We start from the raw sequence: 20,537 nt of genomic DNA, 5'->3' as shown, positions 1-20,537 counted from the left end.
GCCCTGGATGCGGCCGGTGGAGCCGCCCACGTGCGTGAGCTTGCCCGCGTCCTCCTCCATGTGCGCGCGCTCGATCGGGATGTCGACGAGGGTGCCGTCGGCCAGCTCGACCTCGACCGAGCCCTCGAAGGCGATCGGCTCGTCGAACTGCGAGATCTGGTAGTTCTTAGCGAGGTCCGGGTAGAAGTAGTTCTTCCGGGCGAAGCGGCTCGACGGCGCGATCGAGCAGCCCAGCGCGAGGCCGAGGCTGATCGAGTAGCGCACGGCCTGCTCGTTGACGACCGGGAGCGAGCCCGGGAGTCCCAGATCGACCGGGGTGACGTTGGTGTTGGGCTCGGAGCCGAACTCGTTCGGTGCGTCCGAGAACATCTTGGTCCTGGTGTTGAGCTCGACGTGCACCTCGAAGCCGAGGACCGGCTCGAAGCGCTCGAAGACCTCGTCGTAGTCCATGAGCTCGGGGACGGACGTGTGCGCGGAGGCCATCAGACGGCACCTTCCTCGGAGGCGAACTGCTCGGCGGGAGCGAGGTCGGGGGCCTTCGCGAGGAGCGGGTGACCCCACGACTCCTCGAGCAGGGCCTCGAGCGCTCCGCCGACGGTGTAGAGGCGGACGTCCTCGCGGGCGGGAGCGAGGAACTGGATGCCGACGGGCAGCCCGTCCTCGTCGGCCAGCCCCGCGGGGACCGAGATGCCGGGGATGCCGGCGAGGTTCGCCGGGATCGTCGCGATGTCGCCGCGGTACATCGCCAGCGGGTCGTCGAGCTTCTCGCCGAGACGGTAGGCGGTGGTCGGAGCGGTCGGCGAGGCGATGACGTCGACCGAGGCGAAGGCCCGGTCGAAGTCGCGCTGCACGAGCGTGCGCACCTTCTGCGCGCTGCCGTAGTAGGCGTCGTAGTAGCCGGCCGACAGTGCGTAGGTGCCGAGGATGATACGGCGCTTGACCTCCGGGCCGAAGCCCTGCTCGCGCGTGGCCGCCATGACCTGCTCGACGGTGCCTCCGCCCTTCGGCGTGACCCGCAGGCCGAAGCGGACGGAGTCGAACTTGGCGAGGTTGCTGGAGGCCTCGGCGGGGAGGATCAGGTAGTAGGCGGCGACCGCGTGCTCGATGCTCGGGGCGCTCACCTCGACGATCTCGGCTCCGGCGCCCTCGAGCACCGCGAGCGCCTCGTGGAAGCGCGCGAGGACGCCGGGCTGGAAGCCCTCTCCGCCGTCGAGCTCCTTGAGCACTCCGATGCGGAGGCCCTTCACGTCGGCGCGGCGCACGGCGTCGGCGAACGACGGCCACTGGTCCCGCAACGACGTCGAGTCGCGCGGGTCGTGCCCGGCGATCACATCGTGCAGCAGTGCGGAGTCGAGGACGGTGCGGGAGACCGGGCCGATCTGGTCGAGGCTCGAGGCGAGTGCGATCGCTCCGTAGCGCGAGACGCCGCCGTAGGTCGGCTTGACGCCGACGGTGCCGGTGACGTGCGCGGGCTGGCGGATCGAGCCGCCGGTGTCGGAGCCGAGGGCCAGCGGTGCCTCGTAGCTCGCGACCGCCGCGGCGGAGCCGCCGCCCGAGCCGCCGGGGATGCGGTCGAGGTCCCACGGGTTGTGGGTCGGGCCGTACGCGGAGCGCTCGGTGGTCGAGCCCATCGCGAACTCGTCCATGTTGGTCTTGCCGATCGGCACGAGGCCGGCGGCTCGGACCTTCATCATGACGGTCGCGTCGTACGGCGGACGCCAGCCCTCGAGGATCCTCGACCCGCTCGTGGTCGGCATGTCGTTCGTGACGATGACGTCCTTGACGGCCAGCGGGATCCCCGCCAGCGGGTGCAGCGACTCGCCGGCGGCGCGGCGGCGGTCGATCTCGGCGGCCGTGCCGACGGCGGCCTCCTCGGCGACGTGCAGGAACGCGTGCACCGCGGAGTCGACCGACGCGATGCGGTCGAGGTGCGCACGGGTCGCCTCCGTCGACGAGATCGACCCGTCGACGAGCTTCTCGGAGAGCGCGGAGGCGCTCAAGCGGATGATCTCCGCTCCGTGGGCGCTCACTGCTCCTCCCCCAGGATCGCGGACACCTGGAAGCGGCTGCCGTCGTGCTCGGGGGCACCGGACAGGGCCTGCTCGCGGGTGAGGGTCTCGCCGACCACATCGGGGCGGAAGACGTTCTGGAGCGGGATGGGGTGGCTGGTCGCGGGCACGTCGGGGGTGGCGACGGCCTGGACGGCGGCCACGGAGTCGACGATCTGGCCGAGCTCCCGGGTCATGGTCTGGATCTCCTCTGGGGTGAGGTCGATCCTGGCCAGCTGGGCCAGATGGGCGACCGTCTCGGCCGTGATCTCGGACATACGTCTCCGTCGGTGGTTCGTGAGGATGCGGCGTCCAGTGTACCGAGCGGCTCCGGGCCGCTCGGCCAGCCGGGGTGCGGACACCGAGGACGGGTCAGGACTCGTCGGAGGCCTCCGCGGCATCGGGCTCGGCCTCGTCGGATGCGGAGGACTCGGCATCCTCCGCGGGCGGAGCGATCGCCGAGGGCCCCTCGGTGACGAGCAGGTGGAACTGCGCGGCGTCGATGATGCGGACGCCGAGCTGCTCCGCCTTGCCGAGCTTGCTGCCCGCACCGGGCCCGGCCGCCACGTAGTCGGTCTTCTTCGAGACGCTCGAGCCCGCCTTGCCGCCGGCCTGCATGATCGCCTCCAGCGCGCCCTCCCGGGAGTAGCCCTCGAGGGATCCCGTCGCGACGACGGTGAGCCCGGCGAGCACTCCTCCCGCCGCCTCCGCGGCACCAGGGCCGGGGTGTCCCGGAGTCGAGAAGCGCACCCCCGCGGCCGCCCAGCGGTCGACGATCTCGCGGTGCCAGTCGACCTCGAACCAGTCGAGCAGGGCGTCGGCGATGATGCCGCCCACTCCGTCGACCGCCGCGAGCTCGTCGCGGCCGGCCGCGCGGATGGCGTCGAGCGAGCCGAAGTAGCCCGCGAGAGCGCGCGCCGCGACGGGCCCGACGTGCCGGATGCTCAGTGAGACGAGGAGGCGCCAGAGCTCCTTCGACTTCGCCTTGTCGATGTTCTCGATCAGCCGGATGGCGTTGGTACTGGGGACCGACGACTCGTCGCCCGCGAAGACGCCCGCGTCGGGAGCGAACGGGCCGTCCTTCGCGATCTGCCGCTTGCGCTGGAAGGGCCGGACGACCTTGGGCCGACCCGCGGCGTCGAGCTTCTCGAGACCGGTCTCGGAGTCGCGGACGACGACCTCGATCGGGAACAGATCGGCGAGGGTGAGCTCGAAGAGCCCGGCCTCGGTGCGCAGCGGAGGCTCCGCGGGGACGAGCGGCTGGGTCAGCGCGGCGGCGCTCACCTCGCCGAGCGCCTCGATGTCGAGTGCCCCGCGGCCGCCGATGTGCTCGACGCGCCCGCGCACCTGCGCCGGGCACGACTCGGCGTTCGGGCAGCGCAGATCGACGTCGCCCTCCTTCGACGGAGCGAGGGGCGTGCCGCACTCGGGGCATACCGTCGGCATGACGAACTCGCGCTCGCTGCCGTCGCGCAACTCGACGACCGGCCCGAGCACCTCGGGGATCACGTCGCCGGCCTTCCGCAGCACCACGGTGTCGCCGATCAGCACGCCCTTGACCTTGACGACGTCGGCGTTGTGCAGCGTCGCCTGGCGGACCTCGGATCCGGCGACCTTGACCTTCTGCATCACGGCGAACGGAGTGGCCCGCCCGGTGCGCCCGACGCTCACGACGATGTCGAGGAGCTTGGTGTGCACCTCCTCGGGCGGGTACTTGTAGGCGATGGCCCACCGCGGCGCGCGGCTCGTCGCACCGAGCTCGTCGTGGAGGGCGAGCTCGTCGACCTTGACGACGACCCCGTCGATCTCGTGCTCGACCGAGTGGCGCTCCCGCCCGTACTGCTCGACGAAGGCGACCACCTCGTCGACGGAGGCGGAGACCCGGTTGTGCGCGCTGACCGGCAGGCCCCACGAGGCCAGCAGGTCGTACACCTCCGACTGGGACGAGACCGGCGGATCCTGCCACGCTCCGATGCCGTGCACGTAGAGCGCGAGCGACTGCACGCGCGCCTCTCCGGCGCGCAGGTCGAGCCCGGACTTCTTGTCGAGCTGCTGGCGGAGCCCTCCGCTCGCGGCGTTGCGCGGGTTGGCGAAGGTCGGGAAACGGCGCAGGGCGCTGTCGCGGGCCCGCTCCTCCTCGAACGGCTTGCGGGTCGCCTCGGGACGAGCGGCCCACCGGGCGCGCGACTCCTCGACGGCCTCTTCGCGCAGCCGCTCCTGCAGGGCGTTGAGCTCGGCGAAGGCCTTCACCGGGATGAACACCTCGCCGCGGACCTCGACCAGGGCGGGGTGGCCCTCGCCGGAGAGCTGCTCGGGGATGCCGGCCAGGCGCACGGCGTTGACCGTGACGTCCTCGCCCGTTCGGCCGTCGCCGCGGGTGGCGGCCGTGACGAGACGGCCGTTCTCGTAGTGGAGGGAGATCGCGAGCCCGTCGATCTTGAGCTCGGTGAGCCAGGCGACCTCGCGGCCGGCCGAGGCGACCGTCTTCTCGCACCACTCGCGCAGCTCGTCGGCCGAGAACACGTTGTCGAGCGACAGCATCCGCTCGGCGTGGTCGATCGGATCGAGACCGGCCGCGACGACGCCCCCGACGATGCGGGTCGGCGAGTCCTCCGCTGCGAGCTCGGGGTGCTCGGCCTCGAGGGCGGCCAGCTCGCGCACCAGCGAGTCGTACTCGGCATCCGAGAGGACCGACGCGTCGGCCGCGTAGTAGTTCTCGCTCGCGGAGCGGATCCGCTCGCGCAGCTCGTCGACCCGGGTGGCGACGGTCTCGTCGGCGGCCATCAGCGGGCACCCTCGAGGTCGGCGGCTACGAGGTCGGCGGCTCCGAGGTCGGCGGCCACGGTCTGGTCGATCGTGCACTGGCCGAGGACGCGGGTGCCGAGGTAGACGACCGCGGTCTGCCCGGGGGCGACGCCGTCGAGCGGGGAGTCGGGGGTGATCACGAGCTCGACACTGCCATCGACGTCCGACACCACGGCCGAGGCCGGCACGGGATCGGCGTGAGCGCGGATCTGCACGTCGCAGCGGAAGGGCGTCGTCGCATCCTCGGGCGGCGCTCCCGCCCAGGTGAACCGGGAGCCGGCGATGCGCCCGATCCGCAGCGCCTCGCGCGGACCGACGACGACCTCGTTGGTCTTCGGCCGCACCTCGAGCACGAAGCGGGGGCGGCCGTCCGGCGCCGGAACTCCGAGGTGCAGGCCCCGGCGCTGCCCGACCGTGTAGCCGTGGGCGCCCTCGTGCGCACCGACCACCGCTCCGTCGCGGTCGACGATCGTGCCCGCCTCCGGAGCGACCCGCTCGGACAGCCAGCCGCGGGTGTCCCCGTCGGGGATGAAGCAGATGTCGTAGCTGTCGGGCTTGTTCGCGACGCTCAGCCCCCGCTCGGCAGCCTCGGCCCGCACCACGGCCTTCGACGGCGTGGTCCCGAGCGGGAACATCGAGTGCGCCAGCTGCTCGGCGGTCAGGACCCCCAGCACGTAGGACTGGTCCTTCGCCTCGTCGCTCGCGCGGTGCAGCTCGCGCCCGCCGTCGGGCAGAGCGACGAGGGAGGCGTAGTGGCCCGTGCACACGGCGTCGAAGCCGAGGTCGAGCGCCTTCTCGAGCAGTGCGGCGAACTTGATCCGCTCGTTGCAGCGCATGCAGGGGTTCGGGGTGCGGCCCGCGGAGTACTCGGCCACGAAGTCGTCGACGACGTCGAGCTTGAAGCGCTCCGAGAAGTCCCACACGTAGTAGGGGATGCCGAGGACGTTCGCCGCGCGCTGCGCGTCCATCGAGTCCTCGATCGTGCAGCAGCCGCGGCTGCCCGTCCGGAGCGTGCCCGGCATCCGGCTGAGCGCGAGATGCACGCCCACCACGTCGTGCCCTGCGTCGACCGCCCGAGCCGCGGCCACCGCCGAGTCCACTCCACCACTCATCGCCGCCAGAACCTTCACCGTCCGAGTCTACGAGCGCTCGTGCGGACGGCGCAGTCCCCGCTCAGGCCATGGGCAGGACGGACCGGTTGGAGAGACCGGCTCTCGCGGCGCGGGCGTACGCCCCCGGCAGCGCCGCGAGCACCGCATCCACGTCGGAGTCGGTCGTCGTGCGGCCGAGGGTCAGGCGCAGCACCCCGCGCGCCTCGTCCTCGCTGCGGCCGAGCGCCATCACCACGTGCGAGGGCTCGGGGATGCCCGCCGTGCACGCCGACCCGGTGGACACCGAGATGCCCGCCAGGTCGAGCAGCAGCAGGAGGGAGTCGCCCTGCGCCCCGGGGAAGGCGAGGTGCGCGTTGTTCGCGACGCGGCGGCCGGAGTCGACGGCGGGGCCGGTCAGCGTCGCTCCGGGGACCGCCTCGAGCACGCCGGCGACGAGCCGGTCGCGCAGAGCGGCGAGGCGGACGGACTCCGCGGCGAGCTCGGCGGTCGCCTCCGCGGCGGCCGCGGCGAACGCGGCGGCGCCCGCGACGTCCTGCGTCCCGGACCGGACACCGCGCTGCTGGCCGCCGCCGTGCAGCACTGGCACGACCCGGGCGTCCCGCGCGAGCACGAGCGCGCCGGTCGCGATCGGCCCGCCCACCTTGTGACCGGAGACGCTCACGGCCGCGAGTCCCGCTCCCCCGCCCGAGCCGGACGCCCGGCGCACGTCCGCGATCGCGAGCGGGAGGTGGCCGAACGCCGCGACGGCGTCGAGGTGCAGCGGCACGCCGACCTCGGCGCAGACCGCCGCGAGCTCGACGACCGGCGCGATCGTGCCGATCTCGTTGTTGACCCACAGCGCCGACACCAGCGCGACGGACGCGGGGTCGCGGGCGAGGGCGGCGGCCAGCACCTCGGGGCGCAGCACGCCCTCGGAGTCGAGCTCGAGCCATTCGACGGCGGCGTCCTCGTGCAGCGCGAGCCACTCGACACTGTCGATCGTCGCGTGGTGCTCTCCCCCGGGCACCAGGATCCGCCGCCGGGCAGGCTCCTCGGCGCGGCGCTGCCAGTAGAGGCCCTTGACAGCGAGGTTGATCGCCTCGGTGCCGCCGGCGGTCAGGATCACCTCGACCGGCTCGCAGCCCAGCGACTCGGCGAGGATCTGCCGCGCGTCCTCGAGACGGCGGCGCGCCTCCTGCCCGGCGCCGTGCACCGAGGAGGGGTTGCCCGGGCTCTGCGAGGCCTCGACGAAGGCGGCGAGCGCCGAAGCGCGCAGCGGAGTCGTGGCCGCGTGGTCGAGGTAGATCACCGCTGTCCCCCGTCCGCGTGCGGGCGCGGAGGAGGTCTCCGGCCCTTCACTACTGTAAGTCGCATGATCTCTCACGACCCTCTGTCCCGGCTCGGCGTGACCGTGGACGGGGAGGGCGGCGAGCTTCGGGTCTGGTCGGCGAACGCGAGCGCCATCGACCTCCTGCTGTACGACGAGAAGGACCCCGCCTGGGTCGCGCGCACGGTCCCGCTGGTCCGGGGCGAGGGCGACGTGTGGTCGGCGCGCTCGGCGTTGCTGACCCCCGGGCGCCGGTACGCGATCCGCGTCGACGGTCCGGAGGGGCCGCGCCACCGGTTCGATCCGCGGACCGCCCTGCTCGAGCCCTACTCGAAGGGCCTGCTGCGGGTCGCCGAGAACGAGTGGCGCTCGGTCGTCGTCGACGACTCCTTCGACTGGGGCGGATCGGCGAAGCCGCGCACGCCGTGGGACCGCACCGTCGTCTACGAGGCGCACGTGAAGGGCCTGACCAAGCTCAACACGGCGCTGCCCGTCGAGCTGCGGGGAACCTACGCGGGGCTCGCGCACGAGTCGACCGTCGCGTCGCTCCTGGACCTCGGAGTGACGGCCGTCGAGCTGCTGCCCGTGCACGCCTTCGTGTCGGAGCAGCGGCTGCTGCGTCAGGGGCTGACCAACTACTGGGGCTACAACACGCTCAACTTCTTCAGCCCGCACGCCGCGTACGCCTCCCCCGCGGCGCAGCGCGGCGGCCCGACCGCCGTGCTGCGGGAGTTCAAGGGCATGGTGAAGCTCCTGCACGAGGCCGGGCTCGAGGTGATCCTCGACGTCGTCTACAACCACACCGCCGAGGAGGGGCCGAACGGCCCGCGCTCGAGCCTGCGCGGCATCGACGACGCGAGCTGGTACCGCCAGACCGATGAGGGCCACTACGTCGACGTCACCGGCTGCGGCAACACGATCGACTTCGGGCGGCCCGTCGCGCAGCGGATGGTGCTCGACTCCCTCCGGTACTGGTCGTCCGAGGTCGGCATCGACGGCTTCCGGCTCGATCTGGCCGCGACGCTCGGTCGCGACGAGAACGCGCACTTCCGCTCCGATCACCCGCTGCTCGTCGCTGCGGTCGAGGACCCGGAGCTCGCCGACGTCAAGATGATCGCCGAGCCGTGGGACGTCGGCATGGGCGGCTGGCAGACGGGTCAGTTCCCCACCGGCTGGTCGGAGTGGAACGACCGCTACCGCGACCGGGTCCGCAACTTCTGGCTGTCGGACATCGACTACGCCCGCCGAGCCGGCACGGCCCCCGTCGGCATCGGCGGCTTCGCCACCCGCCTCACCGGATCCTCCAACACGTTCTCGGCCGAGCGCGGCCCGCTCGCCTCCGTCAACTTCGTCACCGCGCACGACGGATTCACGCTCGCCGACCTGGTCTCGTACAACGTCAAGCACAACATCGGCAACGGCGAGTCGAACCGCGACGGGTCGGACAACAACCGCTCCTTCAACCATGGCTTCGAGGGCCCCACGCCCGACGAGGGCGTCACCCTCGCCCGCCGCAAGGCCATGCGCAACCTGCTGGGCACGCTCCTGCTCTCGGCCGGCGTGCCGATGATCACGGCGGGCGACGAGTTCGGGCGCAGCCAGCGCGGCAACAACAACGCCTACTGCCAGGACTCGGACCTCACCTGGCTCCGCTGGGACAGCCGGAGCGAGTGGCAGCTCGAGCTGCGCGAGCACACCCGTGCGCTGATCCGGCTGCGCCGCGAGCATCCGGCGCTGCGCCCCTCCCGCTACGGGCGCGAGGGCGAGGTGACGCCGAGCGCGAGCACGATGCACTGGTTCGACGTCCACGGCCGCCGGATGTCCGAGCACGACTGGACCTCCGCCGAGAACCGGACGATGCAGTACCTCGCCACCTCCACCCCCGAGACCGAGGAGCTCGACCGCGTCCTCCTCGTCGTGCACGGGGTCGAGCACGAGACGAGCGTCGTCCTCGCCGCGAGCGAGGGCGTCACGAGCTTCACCCGGCTGTGGAGCAGCGACGAGCCTGTGCCTCTCGAGCACGGCGAGTCCTTCGAGCCGGGCCAGGTGATCCGCGTCGCGGGCACGTCGATGCAGCTCTTCGCTGCCCACTCGGCAGAGGTGACCCCCTCCGGATCGGGCGCCTGATGGCGCGCAGCGGCCCCGGCACCCCGGCGACCGTCGCCCTGGTCGCGGCGGGAATCCCGTTCACGCCGCACGAGTACCGGCACGACCCGGGGACGACCGGATACGGCGCCGAGGCGGCCGAGGCGCTCGGCGTCGAGCCGGACCGCGTGTTCAAGACGCTGCTCACCGACGTCGACGGCGAACTCGTGGTCGGCATCGTGCCGGTCAGCGGATCGCTCGACCTCAAGGAGCTGGCGGCGGCCGTGGGCGGCAAGAAGGCCGCCATGGCCGATCCGGCACTCGCCCAGCGGCGCACCGGCTACGTGCTGGGGGGCATCTCGCCCCTCGGGCAGAAGACGCGCCACCGCACCGTGCTCGACGAGACCGCCGAGCTGCACGACACCGTCCTCGTCTCGGGCGGTCGGCGCGGTTTCGACATCGAGCTGGCCCCGGCCGACCTGATCGCCGCGACCGGGGCGATCACCGCCGCCATCGGCCGCTGAGCACTCAGCCCGCGGCCGCGACCAGCCCGAGCTCCGCCGCTCGCGCCAGCAGGGGGTGCCTCGGCACCACCCGCACCGTGTAGCCGAAGGTGCCGCTGCGATCGAGCTCGACCACTCCGGCGTAGGGAGTCCGCCCGACCGCGTCGGCGGGCACGACGGCGCCGGCAGCCTCGGCGACGTCGAGGTCCTGGCTGCGCACGTCGGTGAGCGAGCCGTCGGGTGCGGTCGTGCCGTAGACGACCTGCACCGTCACGTCCTCGGGCGCGAGCTCGCCGAGCAGCACTCCGGCGCGGACGGCCAGCCGGTCACCCCGCTGCGGGACGGCGTCGATGCCGCCCGACTCGACGGAGGCGACCGCCACTCCCGGCCAGCCGGCCCGCACGCGGCGCTTCCACGCCGACAGCTCCTTCGCCGGCTCGAAGTGGTCGACGGCGACGGCCCGGTGCGCCTCGGCCGCCGGACGGTAGAGGGACTCGACGTACTGCTGCACCATCCGCTCGGCCGACAGCTCGGGCGAGAGCGTGGCGAGCGTGTGCCGGATCGAGCGGACCCAGCGGCGCGGCACTCCGTCGTGGTCGCGCTCGTAGAAGCGGGGCACGACCTCGCTCTCGAGCAGCTCGTAGAGGGCGTCGGCCTCGAGCGTGTCGCGCGCCTCGGGGTCGAGGGCGCGGTCGGAGGAGGGGATCGCCCAGCCGTTCTCGCCGTCGAAGTACTCGTTCCACCAGCCGTCGAGGATCGACAGGTTCAGCGAGCCGTTGAGTGCCGCCTTCATCCCGGAGGTGCCGCACGCCTCGAGCGGCCGCAGCGGGTTGTTCAGCCAGACGTCGGTGCCCGGATAGAGCAGCTGCGCCATGGCGATGTCGTAGTCGGGCAGGAACACGATCCGCCGACGCACGTCCGCCTCCTGGGCGAAGCGGACCAGGCGCTGGATGAGCCGCTTGCCCTCCTCGTCGGCCGGATGCGACTTCCCCGCGATCACGATCTGGATGGGGTGCTGCGGGTGCGTGAGCAGGGCGCGCAGCCGCTCCGGGTCGTGCAGCATCAGCGTCAGCCGCTTGTAGGTCGGCACCCGCCGCGCGAAGCCGATGGTCAGGACGTCCGGGTCGAGCAGCTCGTCGAGCCAGCCGGGAGTGAGACCGCCGGGGTTCTGCTCGCGCCACGACCGCGCCGCGCGCACCCGGGCGTCGCGCACGAGCTGCTCCCGGAGCGTGCGACGGGCAGCCCAGAGGTCGTAGTCGCTGAGGGCGCCCGAGGACCAGTCGGCCCGGGTGGTGTCCTCGGTGCCGAGGCGGTCGCGGGCCAGCGCCGTCAGCACCGGATCCGTCCAGGTCGGCGCGTGCACCCCGTTCGTGACCGAGCCGATCGGCACCTCCGCGGTGTCGAATCCCGGCCACAGTCCCGAGAACATGCCGCGGCTGACCTCGCCGTGCAGCTGCGAGACGCCGTTCGAGCGCTGCGCGAGGCGGAGCCCCATCACGGCCATGTTGAAGACGTGCTCGGAGCCGCCGTCGTAGGACTCGGCGCCGAGCGCGAGCACGTCCTCGACCTGGACGCCCGGCAGCAGCTCGGTCGAGAAGTACTCCTCGATCAGCCCGCGGTCGAAGCGGTCGATCCCGGCGGGCACGGGGGTGTGCGTCGTGAAGACGGTGGAGGCGCGGACGACCTGAAGGGCCTCGTCGAAGGCGAGCCCCGACCCGATCAGCCCCGAGATGCGCTCGAGCCCCTGGAAGCCCGCGTGCCCCTCGTTGGTGTGGAACACCTCCGGGAGCGGCGTGCCCGACACCTCGGACCAGAGCTCGAGCGCGCGCACACCGCCGATGCCGAGCAGCAGCTCCTGCAGCAGCCGGTCCTCGCCGCCGCCGCCGTAGAGCCGGTCGGTGACCGAGCGGAGGGAGTCCTCGTTCTCGGGGATGTCGGTGTCGAGCAGGAGGAGGGTCACCCGGCCCACCTCGGCCCGCCACACGCGCGCGTACAGGGCCCGGCCGTCCGGCAGGGCGAGCACGATCCGCGCGGCCGACCCGTCGGCGAGCCGGACGACGCGCAGCGGCAGGCCGTCGGGGTCGAGGGACGGGTACGACTCGATCTGCCAGCCGTCGGCCGAGAGGCCCTGCGAGAAGTAGCCGGACCGGTAGAAGAGACCGACGCCGATCAGCGGGACACCCAGGTCGGACGAGGCCTTGAGGTGGTCCCCCGCGAGGATCCCGAGGCCGCCGGAGTACTGCGGGAGGGCGGCGGCGATGCCGAACTCGGGAGAGAAGTAGGCGAGGGAGCGCGGAGCCGACTCCGGCAGCGACTGGTACCAGCGCGGCTCGGTGCGGTAGCGCTCGAGCTCCTCGCGCAGGCGCCACGCGTCCTCGACGAAGCCGCGGTCCTGCGAGAGCTCGGCGAGCCGCTCGGGGCTGACGGTGCCCAGCAGCGCCGTGGGGTCGGCTCCTCCGCGGCGCCACAGCGCGGGATCGACCCGCTCGAAGAGTCGGCGCGTGGGCTCGTGCCACGCCCAGCGCAGGTTGCCGGCCAGCTCGCCGAGCGCGGAGAGCTCGGGCGGCAGGACCGAACGGACGGTGAAGCGGCGGATGGCCTTCACGGCACTCCTCGACTCTCTGCGGACCCCGGCGTGCACGGACGCGAGGGCACCGGGGCGGTTGCGCGAGCACACCCTACTGGACCGCCCGCCCGCAGCGAGGGGCCGACGAGCGTCGGCCCGGTCTCGTCGCGGCGTCGGCCACCGGCACCGGCCCGCTCACGGCGTGGCGACGCGAACGACGCGGCGGGCGGCCCCGAGGGTCGCCCGCCGCGTCGTGAGCCGTCGCTCAGCGGATCGTCGTCCTCACTGCCTCGGCGTTGCTGCGGACCGACGGGTCGGGCGTCCTCGTCGAGAACGTGGTCGCCAGTGCAGCACTTCTGCCGGTACCCGTCGCCTTGACGGTGATCCGTGCCGAGATCGACTGCCCGTCGGTCAGGCTCGAGCGCTGGAAGACCACGACGTTCCCGATCCGGGTGTACGTCCCCGTCGCGGAGACGAACTGAACGTTCGAGGGCAGGAACACCTCCGAGTAGACCGACGTCGACGTGGCGGGTCCGGCGTTCGTCGTCGTGAGCGTGTAGGTGAAGGTCCTGCCCTTCACCGCCGAGCTCGGCCCGAGGAGGTCGACCCGGAGGTCGGCCTTCGCCGTGACCTTCCGCGGCGAGACGGTCAGCGTGCTGGTCGCCCGCGCGACTCCCGCCGAGTTCTCCGCTCGCACCGTGAACGTGGAGGTGCCTGCGACGGTCGGCGTGCCGGTGAGGCGCCCGGAGGCGCTCAGGGTGAGGCCAGGAGGCAGGGTGCCCGAGATCACCGACACGGTGGGAGTCGGACTCCCCGTCACCGTGTAGCTGTAGTCGTACGCGGAGCCGACCATGCCGGCTGCCACGACACCGGAGACGGTCGGGGCGACCGCTGCGGCCGAGATCGTGATCGAGTCGACGACCTGCGCGGTGCCGGCCGAGCTCACGGCCGACACGGTGAACCCGTAGGTGCCCGCCGTCGTCGGCGTGCCGATGAGGTGCCCCGCGGCGCTGAGGCTCAGACCCGGAGGCAGCGCTCCCGCAGTCACCGAGACGGTCGGCGACGGGGTGCCGGTGACGGTGTAGGCGTAGTCGTACGAGGAGCCCACCGTTCCGTTCGCCGAATCACCGGAGACCGCCGGAGCGACATCGGCGGACGCGATCGTGATCGACTCATCGACCTGCACGCTGCCGGCCGCGTTCACGGCCGAGACGGTGAACCCGTAGGTGCCCGCCGTCGTCGGGCTGCCGGTGAGGCGCCCCGCGGCGCTGAGGGCGAGACCGGGAGGCAGGATTCCCACGGTCACCGAGACGGCGGGGGTGGGGGTGCCGGTGACGGTGTAGCCGAAGTCGTACGCGGTGCCGACGACTCCGTCAGCGGCGGTGCCGGAGAGGGTGGGTGCGACCTGCGCCGCCGCGATCGTGATCGTGCTGGTCGTGTCGGCGACTCCGGACGCGTTCTCGGCACGGACGGTGAAGGCGTACGTCCCCGCAGTGGTCGGAGTTCCGGTCAGACGGCCCGCCGTGTCGAGGCTGAGCCCGGCAGGCAGCCGGCCCGACAGCACGGAGAGCTGGGGAGCGGGACTGCCGGTGACGGTGTAGCTGACGTCGTACGGGGTGCCGACCGTTCCCGGACCCGGATCGCCGCTCACGGTGGGCGCCGTCGCCGCCGTCTCGACGGTGATCGTGTGGGAGGCGCCCTCGGTCGCGCCGAAGGGGTTCCGGGCTGCCACCGTGAAGGTGGCGTCCTCGGGGGTCGCAGGTGTCCCGGAGAGGACCCCGTCGGGGGTGAGGGTCAGCCCGTCGGGGAGGCTCCCGGACGCGACCGCGAAGGTCGTGGTGGCGGTGTTCGCGGCGAACGAGTACGAGACGCTCGTGCCGACGGTGGCCGTCGTCGGCGGCGCGTCGGACGTCAGAACGGGCCGGGGGCCCACGGCGAGATCATGGGACTCGCTCGAAGAGATCGCGGTGACTCCGGCGATCCCGGTCGGGACGACGGCCTGGCCGAAGCGGTTGTCGCCCCACGCCGCGACGGTGCCGTCGCTCCTGAGCGCGAGGCTGTCGGCACCGCCCGCGGCGACTGCGGTGACGCCGGCGAGCCCGGCGGGAACGGATGTCTGCCCGGAGGCGTTGGAGCCCCAGGCGGTGACGGTGCCGGCGGTGACGGCGAGACTGTGGGCGCTGCCCGCGGCGATCGCGGTGACCCCCGTGAGCCCTGTCGGAACCGTGGCCTGCCCGAAGCGGCTGTCGCCCCAGGCCGTCACGGTGCCTGCGCTCGTCAGCGCGAGGGCGTGGCCGCTGCCTGCGGCGATGGCGGTGACGCCCGTGAGGTCGGCGGGGATGTCGAGCTGCCCGGCGGTGTCGGTGCCCCAGCCGACGACGGTGCCGTCGTTCTTCAGCGCGAGGCTGAAGTACCGGCCGGCGGCGATGGCGGTGACGCCCGCCAGGCCCGCAGGAGCAGTGGCCTGACCGAAGGTGCTGTCGCCCCACGCGACGACGGTGCCGTCGCTCTTCAGCGCGAGGCCGTGGTAGAGGCCGGCGGCGATGGCGGTGACGCCCGTGAGCCCGGCGGGAACGTTCAGCTGCCCGGTGCCGTTGTACCCCCACGCGGTGACCGTGCCGTCGCCGCGCAGCGCGAGGCTCCAGTCGGGGGCGGCCGAGACGGCGATCACGTCGGTCAGTCCGGCGGGAGCGACGGACTGACCGTCGAGGTTCTTGCCCCACCCGGCCACTCCGTTCGGGGCCACCGCGGCAGTGATCGAGTCCTCTGCGGTGGCGGGAGGAGCGAGGAGCCCAGTGGCGAGCGCGAGGAGCGCGGTCGATGCGAGCAGGGCACGCCATCCGCCTCGACGCGATGGTCGCGATCGAGCGGCGGAGGCGGCGGGGCCGTCCTCCGGCCCGGTAGGTGGGAAGGCGGAGAGGGTGGGCATGCGAGCCTCCTGGTCGTGTGCAGTCGACCGGCGCAGGTCGCCAGCGCACCGTGGCACACCCCCACGAGCGGTGGCAATCGCCTCTAGAGGACATGTCCGCAAGAGGGCGCTCGACCCCGCCCCGCGACCCCGTTTGCACAGCGTCGAGCTCGGGCGCAACCGGCGTGCCAAAGGCCCGCCCGGTCGCTACTGTCGTGACGTGGCTATGACACCTTTCGGCAAGGCTTCGCACGGCAAGGGCGCACGACGAGCGGCTGAGGGAGGTACCGCCCCGGCACGGGCCGCCGCGCCCCCGGAACCGGGGGCGGCGACTCTCCCGCCCCCGGCGGACACGACTCCGGAGGCGCCGACGCCGCCTCCCGCCGAGTCCGCTGCGGCATCGCCCGCTGCAGAGGCACGGCAGGGTTCCGGCTACCGCGTCCGCGCCGAGCGCCTCCCGATCATCGACCCGCAGCCGCGGCTCGAGGACGACCGCTGGCCGGCGAAGGCCTTCGTCGGCGAGGTCGTGCCGTTCGCGGCGACCGCGTTCCGCGAGGGCCACGACCTCATCGGCGTCGACCTGCTCCTCACGTCGCCCTCGGGCGCCGAGTCCGAGCACCGGATGAGCCTGATCGCGACCGGGACCGACCGATACGGCCGGCTCGTCCGTCTGGACGCCGAGGGCGACTGGACCTACCGCATCCGCTCCTTCGCCGACGACTGGGCGACCTGGCTGCACACGGCCGAGATCAAGATCCCGGCCGGCCTCGACATCGACGTCACCTTCGCGGTGGGTGCGGGGCTCCTGCGCTCGGCCGCCGGCGACGAGTCGCGCTCGGGGACCGAGCGCACCCTGCTGGCCGACACGGCCGCGAGCGTCGCCGACACCTCGCTCGCTCCGGAGGCGCGCCTCGCGGCCGCCGAGGACGCCGCGGTCCACGGGGCGCTCACGGCGCGGCCGGTGATGAGCCTCTCGAGCCTCTCGGAGCCGCGCGTCGTGCACGTCGAGCGCACCCGCGCGGGCGTCGGCGCCTGGTACGAGTTCTTCCCGCGCTCCGAGGGCGCGGTGCGCAACGAGGACGGCACGGTCACGAGCGGCACCTTCCGCACCGCTGCCGAGCGCCTCCCCGCCGTCGCCGCCATGGGCTTCGACGTGCTCTACCTGCCGCCGATCCACCCGATCGGCCGCACGTTCCGCAAGGGACCGAACAACACGCTGAACGCCGGCCCGGCCGACCCGGGCTCGCCGTGGGCGATCGGCGCCGCCGAGGGCGGCCACGACGCGATCCACCCCGACCTCGGCACCGTCGAGGACTTCACCGCGTTCCACGACGCCGTGAAGGAGGCGGGCCTCGAGCTCGCCCTCGACTTCGCGCTGCAGGCCTCGCCGGACCACCCGTGGGTCACGAGCCACCCGGAGTGGTTCACGACCCTCCCGGACGGCACCATCGCGTACGCCGAGAACCCGCCGAAGAAGTACCAGGACATCTACCCGATCAACTTCGACAACGACCCCCAGGGCATCCGCCAGGAGTCGCTGCGGATCCTGCGCCACTGGATCTCGCTCGGGGTCCGGATCTTCCGCGTCGACAACCCGCACACGAAGCCGCTCGACTTCTGGGAGTGGATCATCCACGAGGTCAACGCCGAGCACCCCGACGTCGTGTTCCTCGCCGAGGCGTTCACGCGCCCGGCGATCATGCGGGCACTGGGCAAGGTGGGCTTCCAGCAGTCGTACTCGTACTTCACCTGGCGCAACACCAAGGAGGAGCTCGAGGAGTTCTTCACGAGCATCTCGCACGAGACGGCCGACTACATGCGCCCGAACCTCTTCGTGAACACGCCGGACATCCTCACCGAGTACCTGCAGTACGGCGGGCCGGCGGCCTACAAGGTGCGCGCCGCCCTCGCCGCGACCGCCTCGCCGCTCTGGGGCGTCTACGCCGGCTACGAGCTCGTCGAGAACGTCGCGCGCCCGGGCGCCGAGGAGAACATCGACAACGAGAAGTTCGAGTACAAGACGCGCGACTGGGCGGCGGCGGACGCCTCCGGACGCTCGCTCGCCCCGTACATCACCCGGCTCAACGAGATCCGGAAGGCGCACCCCGCCCTCGCGCAGCGTCGCAACCTCCAGGTGCACCGCAGCGACGACGAGGCGATCATCGTCTACACGAAGCACCTGCAGAAGGAGTTCACGGGCACCGGCACCGCCGACACCCTGATCGTCGTGGTCAACACCGATCCCCACTCCGCCCGCGAGACGACCGTGCACCTCGACCTGCCCGCACTGGGTCTGGAGTGGGGCGACTCGTTCCAGGTCGAGGACCTGATCACCGGGGCCGTCTGGACCTGGTCGAGCGACAACTACGTGCGGCTGGACTCGTTCGTCGAGCCGGTGCACATCCTGAGCGTGAAGGCGGACGAGCGATGAGCGGCACCACCCCCGGCGACGACACCGCCACCCCCGCCGAGCAGGCGGGCCTCGCTCCGCGCGTCGAGACCGTCGTGACCACCGGCACGAGCTCGGCGACGACCACGGGCTCAGGGATCGACGAGGCCGCGGCTCCGTCCGTCGGGTCCGTGGCAGCCTCCGACTCGGTCGTGGAGGGCTCCTCCGGCATCGAGCTCCCCGTCATCGAGGAGTGGATCCTGCAGCAGCTCGCGACCGGCAGCAACGCGCTCCCCCACCACGTGCTCGGCCAGCACGTGGTCGCCGCGCAGGGCGTCGCGGACCCCGTGACCGTGGTGCGCACCCGGCGCCCGCTCGCCGAGAAGGTCGTCGCGGTGCTCTCGACCGGCGCCCGCGTCGAGCTGACCCACCTGCACGACGGCATCTGGCAGGGCTTCCACATCCTCGGCCCGCAGGCGTACACGATCGAGGCCCGCTACGGCGACGGCAGCGAGTGGACGACGGAGGACCCGTACCGCTTCTCGAAGACCGTCGGCGACTTCGACCTCTACCTCATCGGCGAGGGCCGCCACGAGCGGCTCTGGGAGGCGCTCGGCGCCCGCCACCGTGAGCACGAGGGCGTCTGGGGCACGTCGTTCTCGGTCTGGGCGCCGCACGCTCAGGCGGTCCGCGTGGTCGGCGACTTCAACCAGTGGAGCGGCGAGGGCCACGCCCTCCGCAACCTCGGCGTCACCGGCGTCTGGGAGATCTTCGTCCCGGGCCTCGAGCCCGGCGCTGCCTACAAGTTCGATCTGCTCTCGCGCGACGGCCACTGGGTCCGCAAGGCCGACCCGATGGCCCGCTCGACCGAGGTCCCGCCCGCAACCGCCTCGCGCATCGCGGTCTCGCACCACCAGTGGAGCGACGGCGACTGGATGGCGCAGCGCGCGGCGGTCGACCCGCACGCGCAGGCGCTCAGCGTCTACGAGATGCACCTCGGCTCGTGGCGCCCCGGTCTCGGCTACCGCGATCTGGCGGATCCGCTGATCGAGTACGTCACCGAGCTCGGCTTCACCCACGTGGAGTTCATGCCGCTCGCCGAGCACCCGTTCGGCGGCTCCTGGGGCTACCAGGTCACCGGGTACTACGCGGCGTCCAGCCGCTTCGGCACGGCCGACGACCTCAAGTACCTGATCGACCGGCTCCACCAGGCCGGCATCGGCGTCATCGTCGACTGGGTCCCCGGGCACTTCCCGAAGGACGACTTCGCGCTCGCCCGCTTCGACGGCGAGCCGCTCTACGAGCACCCGGACTGGCGTCGGGGCGAGCAGATGGACTGGGGCACCTACGTCTTCGACTTCGGTCACACGCAGGTCCGCAACTTCCTCGTCGCGAACGCGCTCTTCTGGCTCGAGGAGTTCCACGTCGACGGACTCCGCGTCGACGCGGTCGCCTCGATGCTGTACCTCGACTACTCCCGCAAGGAGGGCGAGTGGCTGCCGAACGAGCACGGCGGTCGCGAGCACCTCGAGGCGATCAGCTTCCTGCAGGAGGTGAACGCCACGGCGTACAAGCTCTACCCCGGCATCATGATGATCGCCGAGGAGTCGACCAGCTGGCCCGGCGTCACCCAGCCCACCGTCTCGGGCGGCCTCGGCTTCGGGCTCAAGTGGAACATGGGCTGGATGCACGACTCGCTGAACTACATGGCGAACGATCCGCTGTGGCGTCAGTACCACCTGGGCGAGATCACCTTCTCGTTCGTCTACGCCTTCAGCGAGAACTTCGTCCTGCCGATCAGCCACGACGAGGTCGTGCACGGCAAGGGATCGCTGATCCAGAAGATGCCCGGCGATCACTGGCAGCAGCGCGCCAACCTGCGGGCGTACCTCGCCTTCATGTGGGCGCACCCGGGCAAGCAGCTGCTCTTCATGGGGCAGGAGTTCGGCCAGTACTCCGAGTGGTCGGAGGAGCGGGGCCTGGACTGGTGGATCCTCGATCAGCCCGCGCACCGCGGTCTCTTCGATCTCGTCGGTCAGCTGAACCGCGTGTACCGCGAGACGCCGTCGCTGTGGGAGCTCGACTTCGACCAGGCGGGCTTCGAGTGGATCGACGGCGGCTCCGCCGCTCCGAACGTCATCTCGTTCCTGCGGAAGGACAAGCAGGGTCGGCCGGTCGCGGTGATCGTGAACTTCTCGGGATCGCCCGTGCACGGCTACCGGGTCAGCCTGCCCGTCGCCGGCCGCTGGGAGGAGCTCGTCAACACCGACGCCGAGATCTACGGCGGCTCGGGAGTCGGCAACTTCGGCTCCGTCGAGGCCAAGGACGAGCCGTGGTCCGGCCGCCCCGCCTCCGCCGAGGTCGTCCTCCCCCCGCTGGCCGCCCTCTACCTGCGCCCCGCCTCCGACTGACGGCGACGCCCCGCGACGGCGGGCGGAGCGGGTGCCTCGCACCCCTCCGCCCGCCGTCCTCGTTCCACCCACCGGACGACCACTCACGACCGTCCGCACGCCTCCTCCGCGCGACCACCGTGCGCCCGCGGCGGAGTCCTCCGCAGCACGTTCCCCCGCGACCAACGCGCGCGTCCCGCCCGTTCGAGCGAGCCGTGCGCGGCACGCTCAGTCGAAGGAGCCGTGTGCAGCACGCTCAGTCGAAGGAGCCGTGCGCAGCACGCTCGATCGAGCGAGCCGTGCGCAGCACGCTCGGAACTCCGGCACCTCTCGACCCGACCGCGCAGCGGAGCTCATCAAGAACCTCCCGTGGACTGACCAGGGGCCCTCTCGAAGGCGATGGGCGAGAAACGCGTGTCAGCGTT

General features: G+C 72.4%; 11 protein-coding genes and 1 pseudogene. 4 read left to right on the top strand and 8 right to left on the bottom strand.

Annotated features, from left to right (window positions below):
• From ASF46_RS19705 to ASF46_RS07815, 6 genes and pseudogenes are all read right to left on the bottom strand, one after another.
• Positions 1-483: pseudogene (locus tag ASF46_RS19705) on the bottom strand (Asp-tRNA(Asn)/Glu-tRNA(Gln) amidotransferase GatCAB subunit B); the annotation flags it as partial.
• A complete protein-coding gene (gene gatA, locus ASF46_RS07835) occupies positions 483-2,030 on the bottom strand; it encodes an Asp-tRNA(Asn)/Glu-tRNA(Gln) amidotransferase subunit GatA (protein ID WP_056867026.1) in 1,548 nt (515 codons plus the stop codon). The pseudogene ASF46_RS19705 and the gene gatA, both read right to left, overlap by 1 nt.
• Positions 2,027-2,326, bottom strand: a complete 300-nt coding sequence (gene gatC, locus ASF46_RS07830; RefSeq protein ID WP_056867025.1) for an Asp-tRNA(Asn)/Glu-tRNA(Gln) amidotransferase subunit GatC — start codon at positions 2,324-2,326, stop codon at positions 2,027-2,029. Before gatC ends, gatA begins: the two co-directional genes overlap by 4 nt.
• 94 nt (positions 2,327-2,420) lie before the next feature.
• Positions 2,421-4,832: an NAD-dependent DNA ligase LigA gene (gene ligA / locus ASF46_RS07825; RefSeq protein WP_056867024.1), complete on the bottom strand. Its 2,412-nt coding sequence runs from the start codon at positions 4,830-4,832 to the stop codon at positions 2,421-2,423.
• Entirely contained in the window at positions 4,832-5,983 is a 1,152-nt protein-coding gene (mnmA, locus tag ASF46_RS07820; RefSeq protein ID WP_235576881.1) for a tRNA 2-thiouridine(34) synthase MnmA, read from the bottom strand. Before mnmA ends, ligA begins: the two co-directional genes overlap by 1 nt.
• A 43-nt stretch (positions 5,984-6,026) precedes the next feature.
• Entirely contained in the window at positions 6,027-7,253 is a 1,227-nt protein-coding gene (locus ASF46_RS07815) for a cysteine desulfurase family protein (protein WP_056867022.1), read from the bottom strand.
• 63 nt (positions 7,254-7,316) lie between these two features.
• On the opposite strand from ASF46_RS07815, the gene glgX reads away from it, so the two are divergent.
• Both glgX and ybaK read left to right on the top strand, forming a co-directional pair.
• The gene (gene glgX, locus ASF46_RS07810; RefSeq protein WP_056867021.1) at positions 7,317-9,398 is read left to right on the top strand and encodes a glycogen debranching protein GlgX; all 2,082 of its coding nucleotides are present in this window, start codon (positions 7,317-7,319) and stop codon (positions 9,396-9,398) included.
• Entirely contained in the window at positions 9,398-9,880 is a 483-nt protein-coding gene (gene ybaK, locus ASF46_RS07805; RefSeq protein ID WP_056867020.1) for a Cys-tRNA(Pro) deacylase, read from the top strand. The genes glgX and ybaK overlap by 1 nt, the downstream gene beginning before the upstream one ends.
• A gap of 4 nt (positions 9,881-9,884) precedes the next feature.
• Here the strand turns inward: ybaK and glgP are convergent, their stop codons facing one another.
• On the bottom strand, positions 9,885-12,464 hold the full coding sequence (gene glgP / locus ASF46_RS07800; protein WP_056867019.1) for an alpha-glucan family phosphorylase: 2,580 nt from the start codon (positions 12,462-12,464) through the stop codon (positions 9,885-9,887).
• 226 nt (positions 12,465-12,690) lie between these two features.
• Positions 12,691-15,171 carry a putative Ig domain-containing protein gene (locus tag ASF46_RS07795; RefSeq protein ID WP_056867018.1) on the bottom strand — a complete coding sequence of 827 codons (2,481 nt, stop codon included), beginning with the start codon at positions 15,169-15,171 and terminating at the stop codon, positions 12,691-12,693.
• Positions 15,172-15,559: 388 nt separating this feature from the next.
• Between ASF46_RS07795 and ASF46_RS07790 the strand changes: the two genes are divergently transcribed.
• Together ASF46_RS07790 and glgB are read left to right on the top strand one after the other, a co-directional pair.
• The gene (locus ASF46_RS07790) at positions 15,560-17,764 is read left to right on the top strand and encodes an alpha-1,4-glucan--maltose-1-phosphate maltosyltransferase (RefSeq protein ID WP_082485308.1); all 2,205 of its coding nucleotides are present in this window, start codon (positions 15,560-15,562) and stop codon (positions 17,762-17,764) included.
• Positions 17,761-20,133, top strand: coding sequence for a 1,4-alpha-glucan branching protein GlgB (gene glgB, locus ASF46_RS07785; protein WP_082485307.1), 2,373 nt, complete (start codon positions 17,761-17,763; stop codon positions 20,131-20,133). Before ASF46_RS07790 ends, glgB begins: the two co-directional genes overlap by 4 nt.
• Positions 20,134-20,537: the final 404 nt, after the last annotated feature.

It is taken from the genome of Rathayibacter sp. Leaf296, from assembly GCF_001423045.1.
In the GTDB taxonomy this organism is placed as follows: Bacteria; Actinomycetota; Actinomycetes; order Actinomycetales; family Microbacteriaceae; genus Rathayibacter; species Rathayibacter caricis.
Note: the sequence above shows the minus strand (reverse complement) of the source record. Positions and strands in the feature narration are given on the sequence as shown.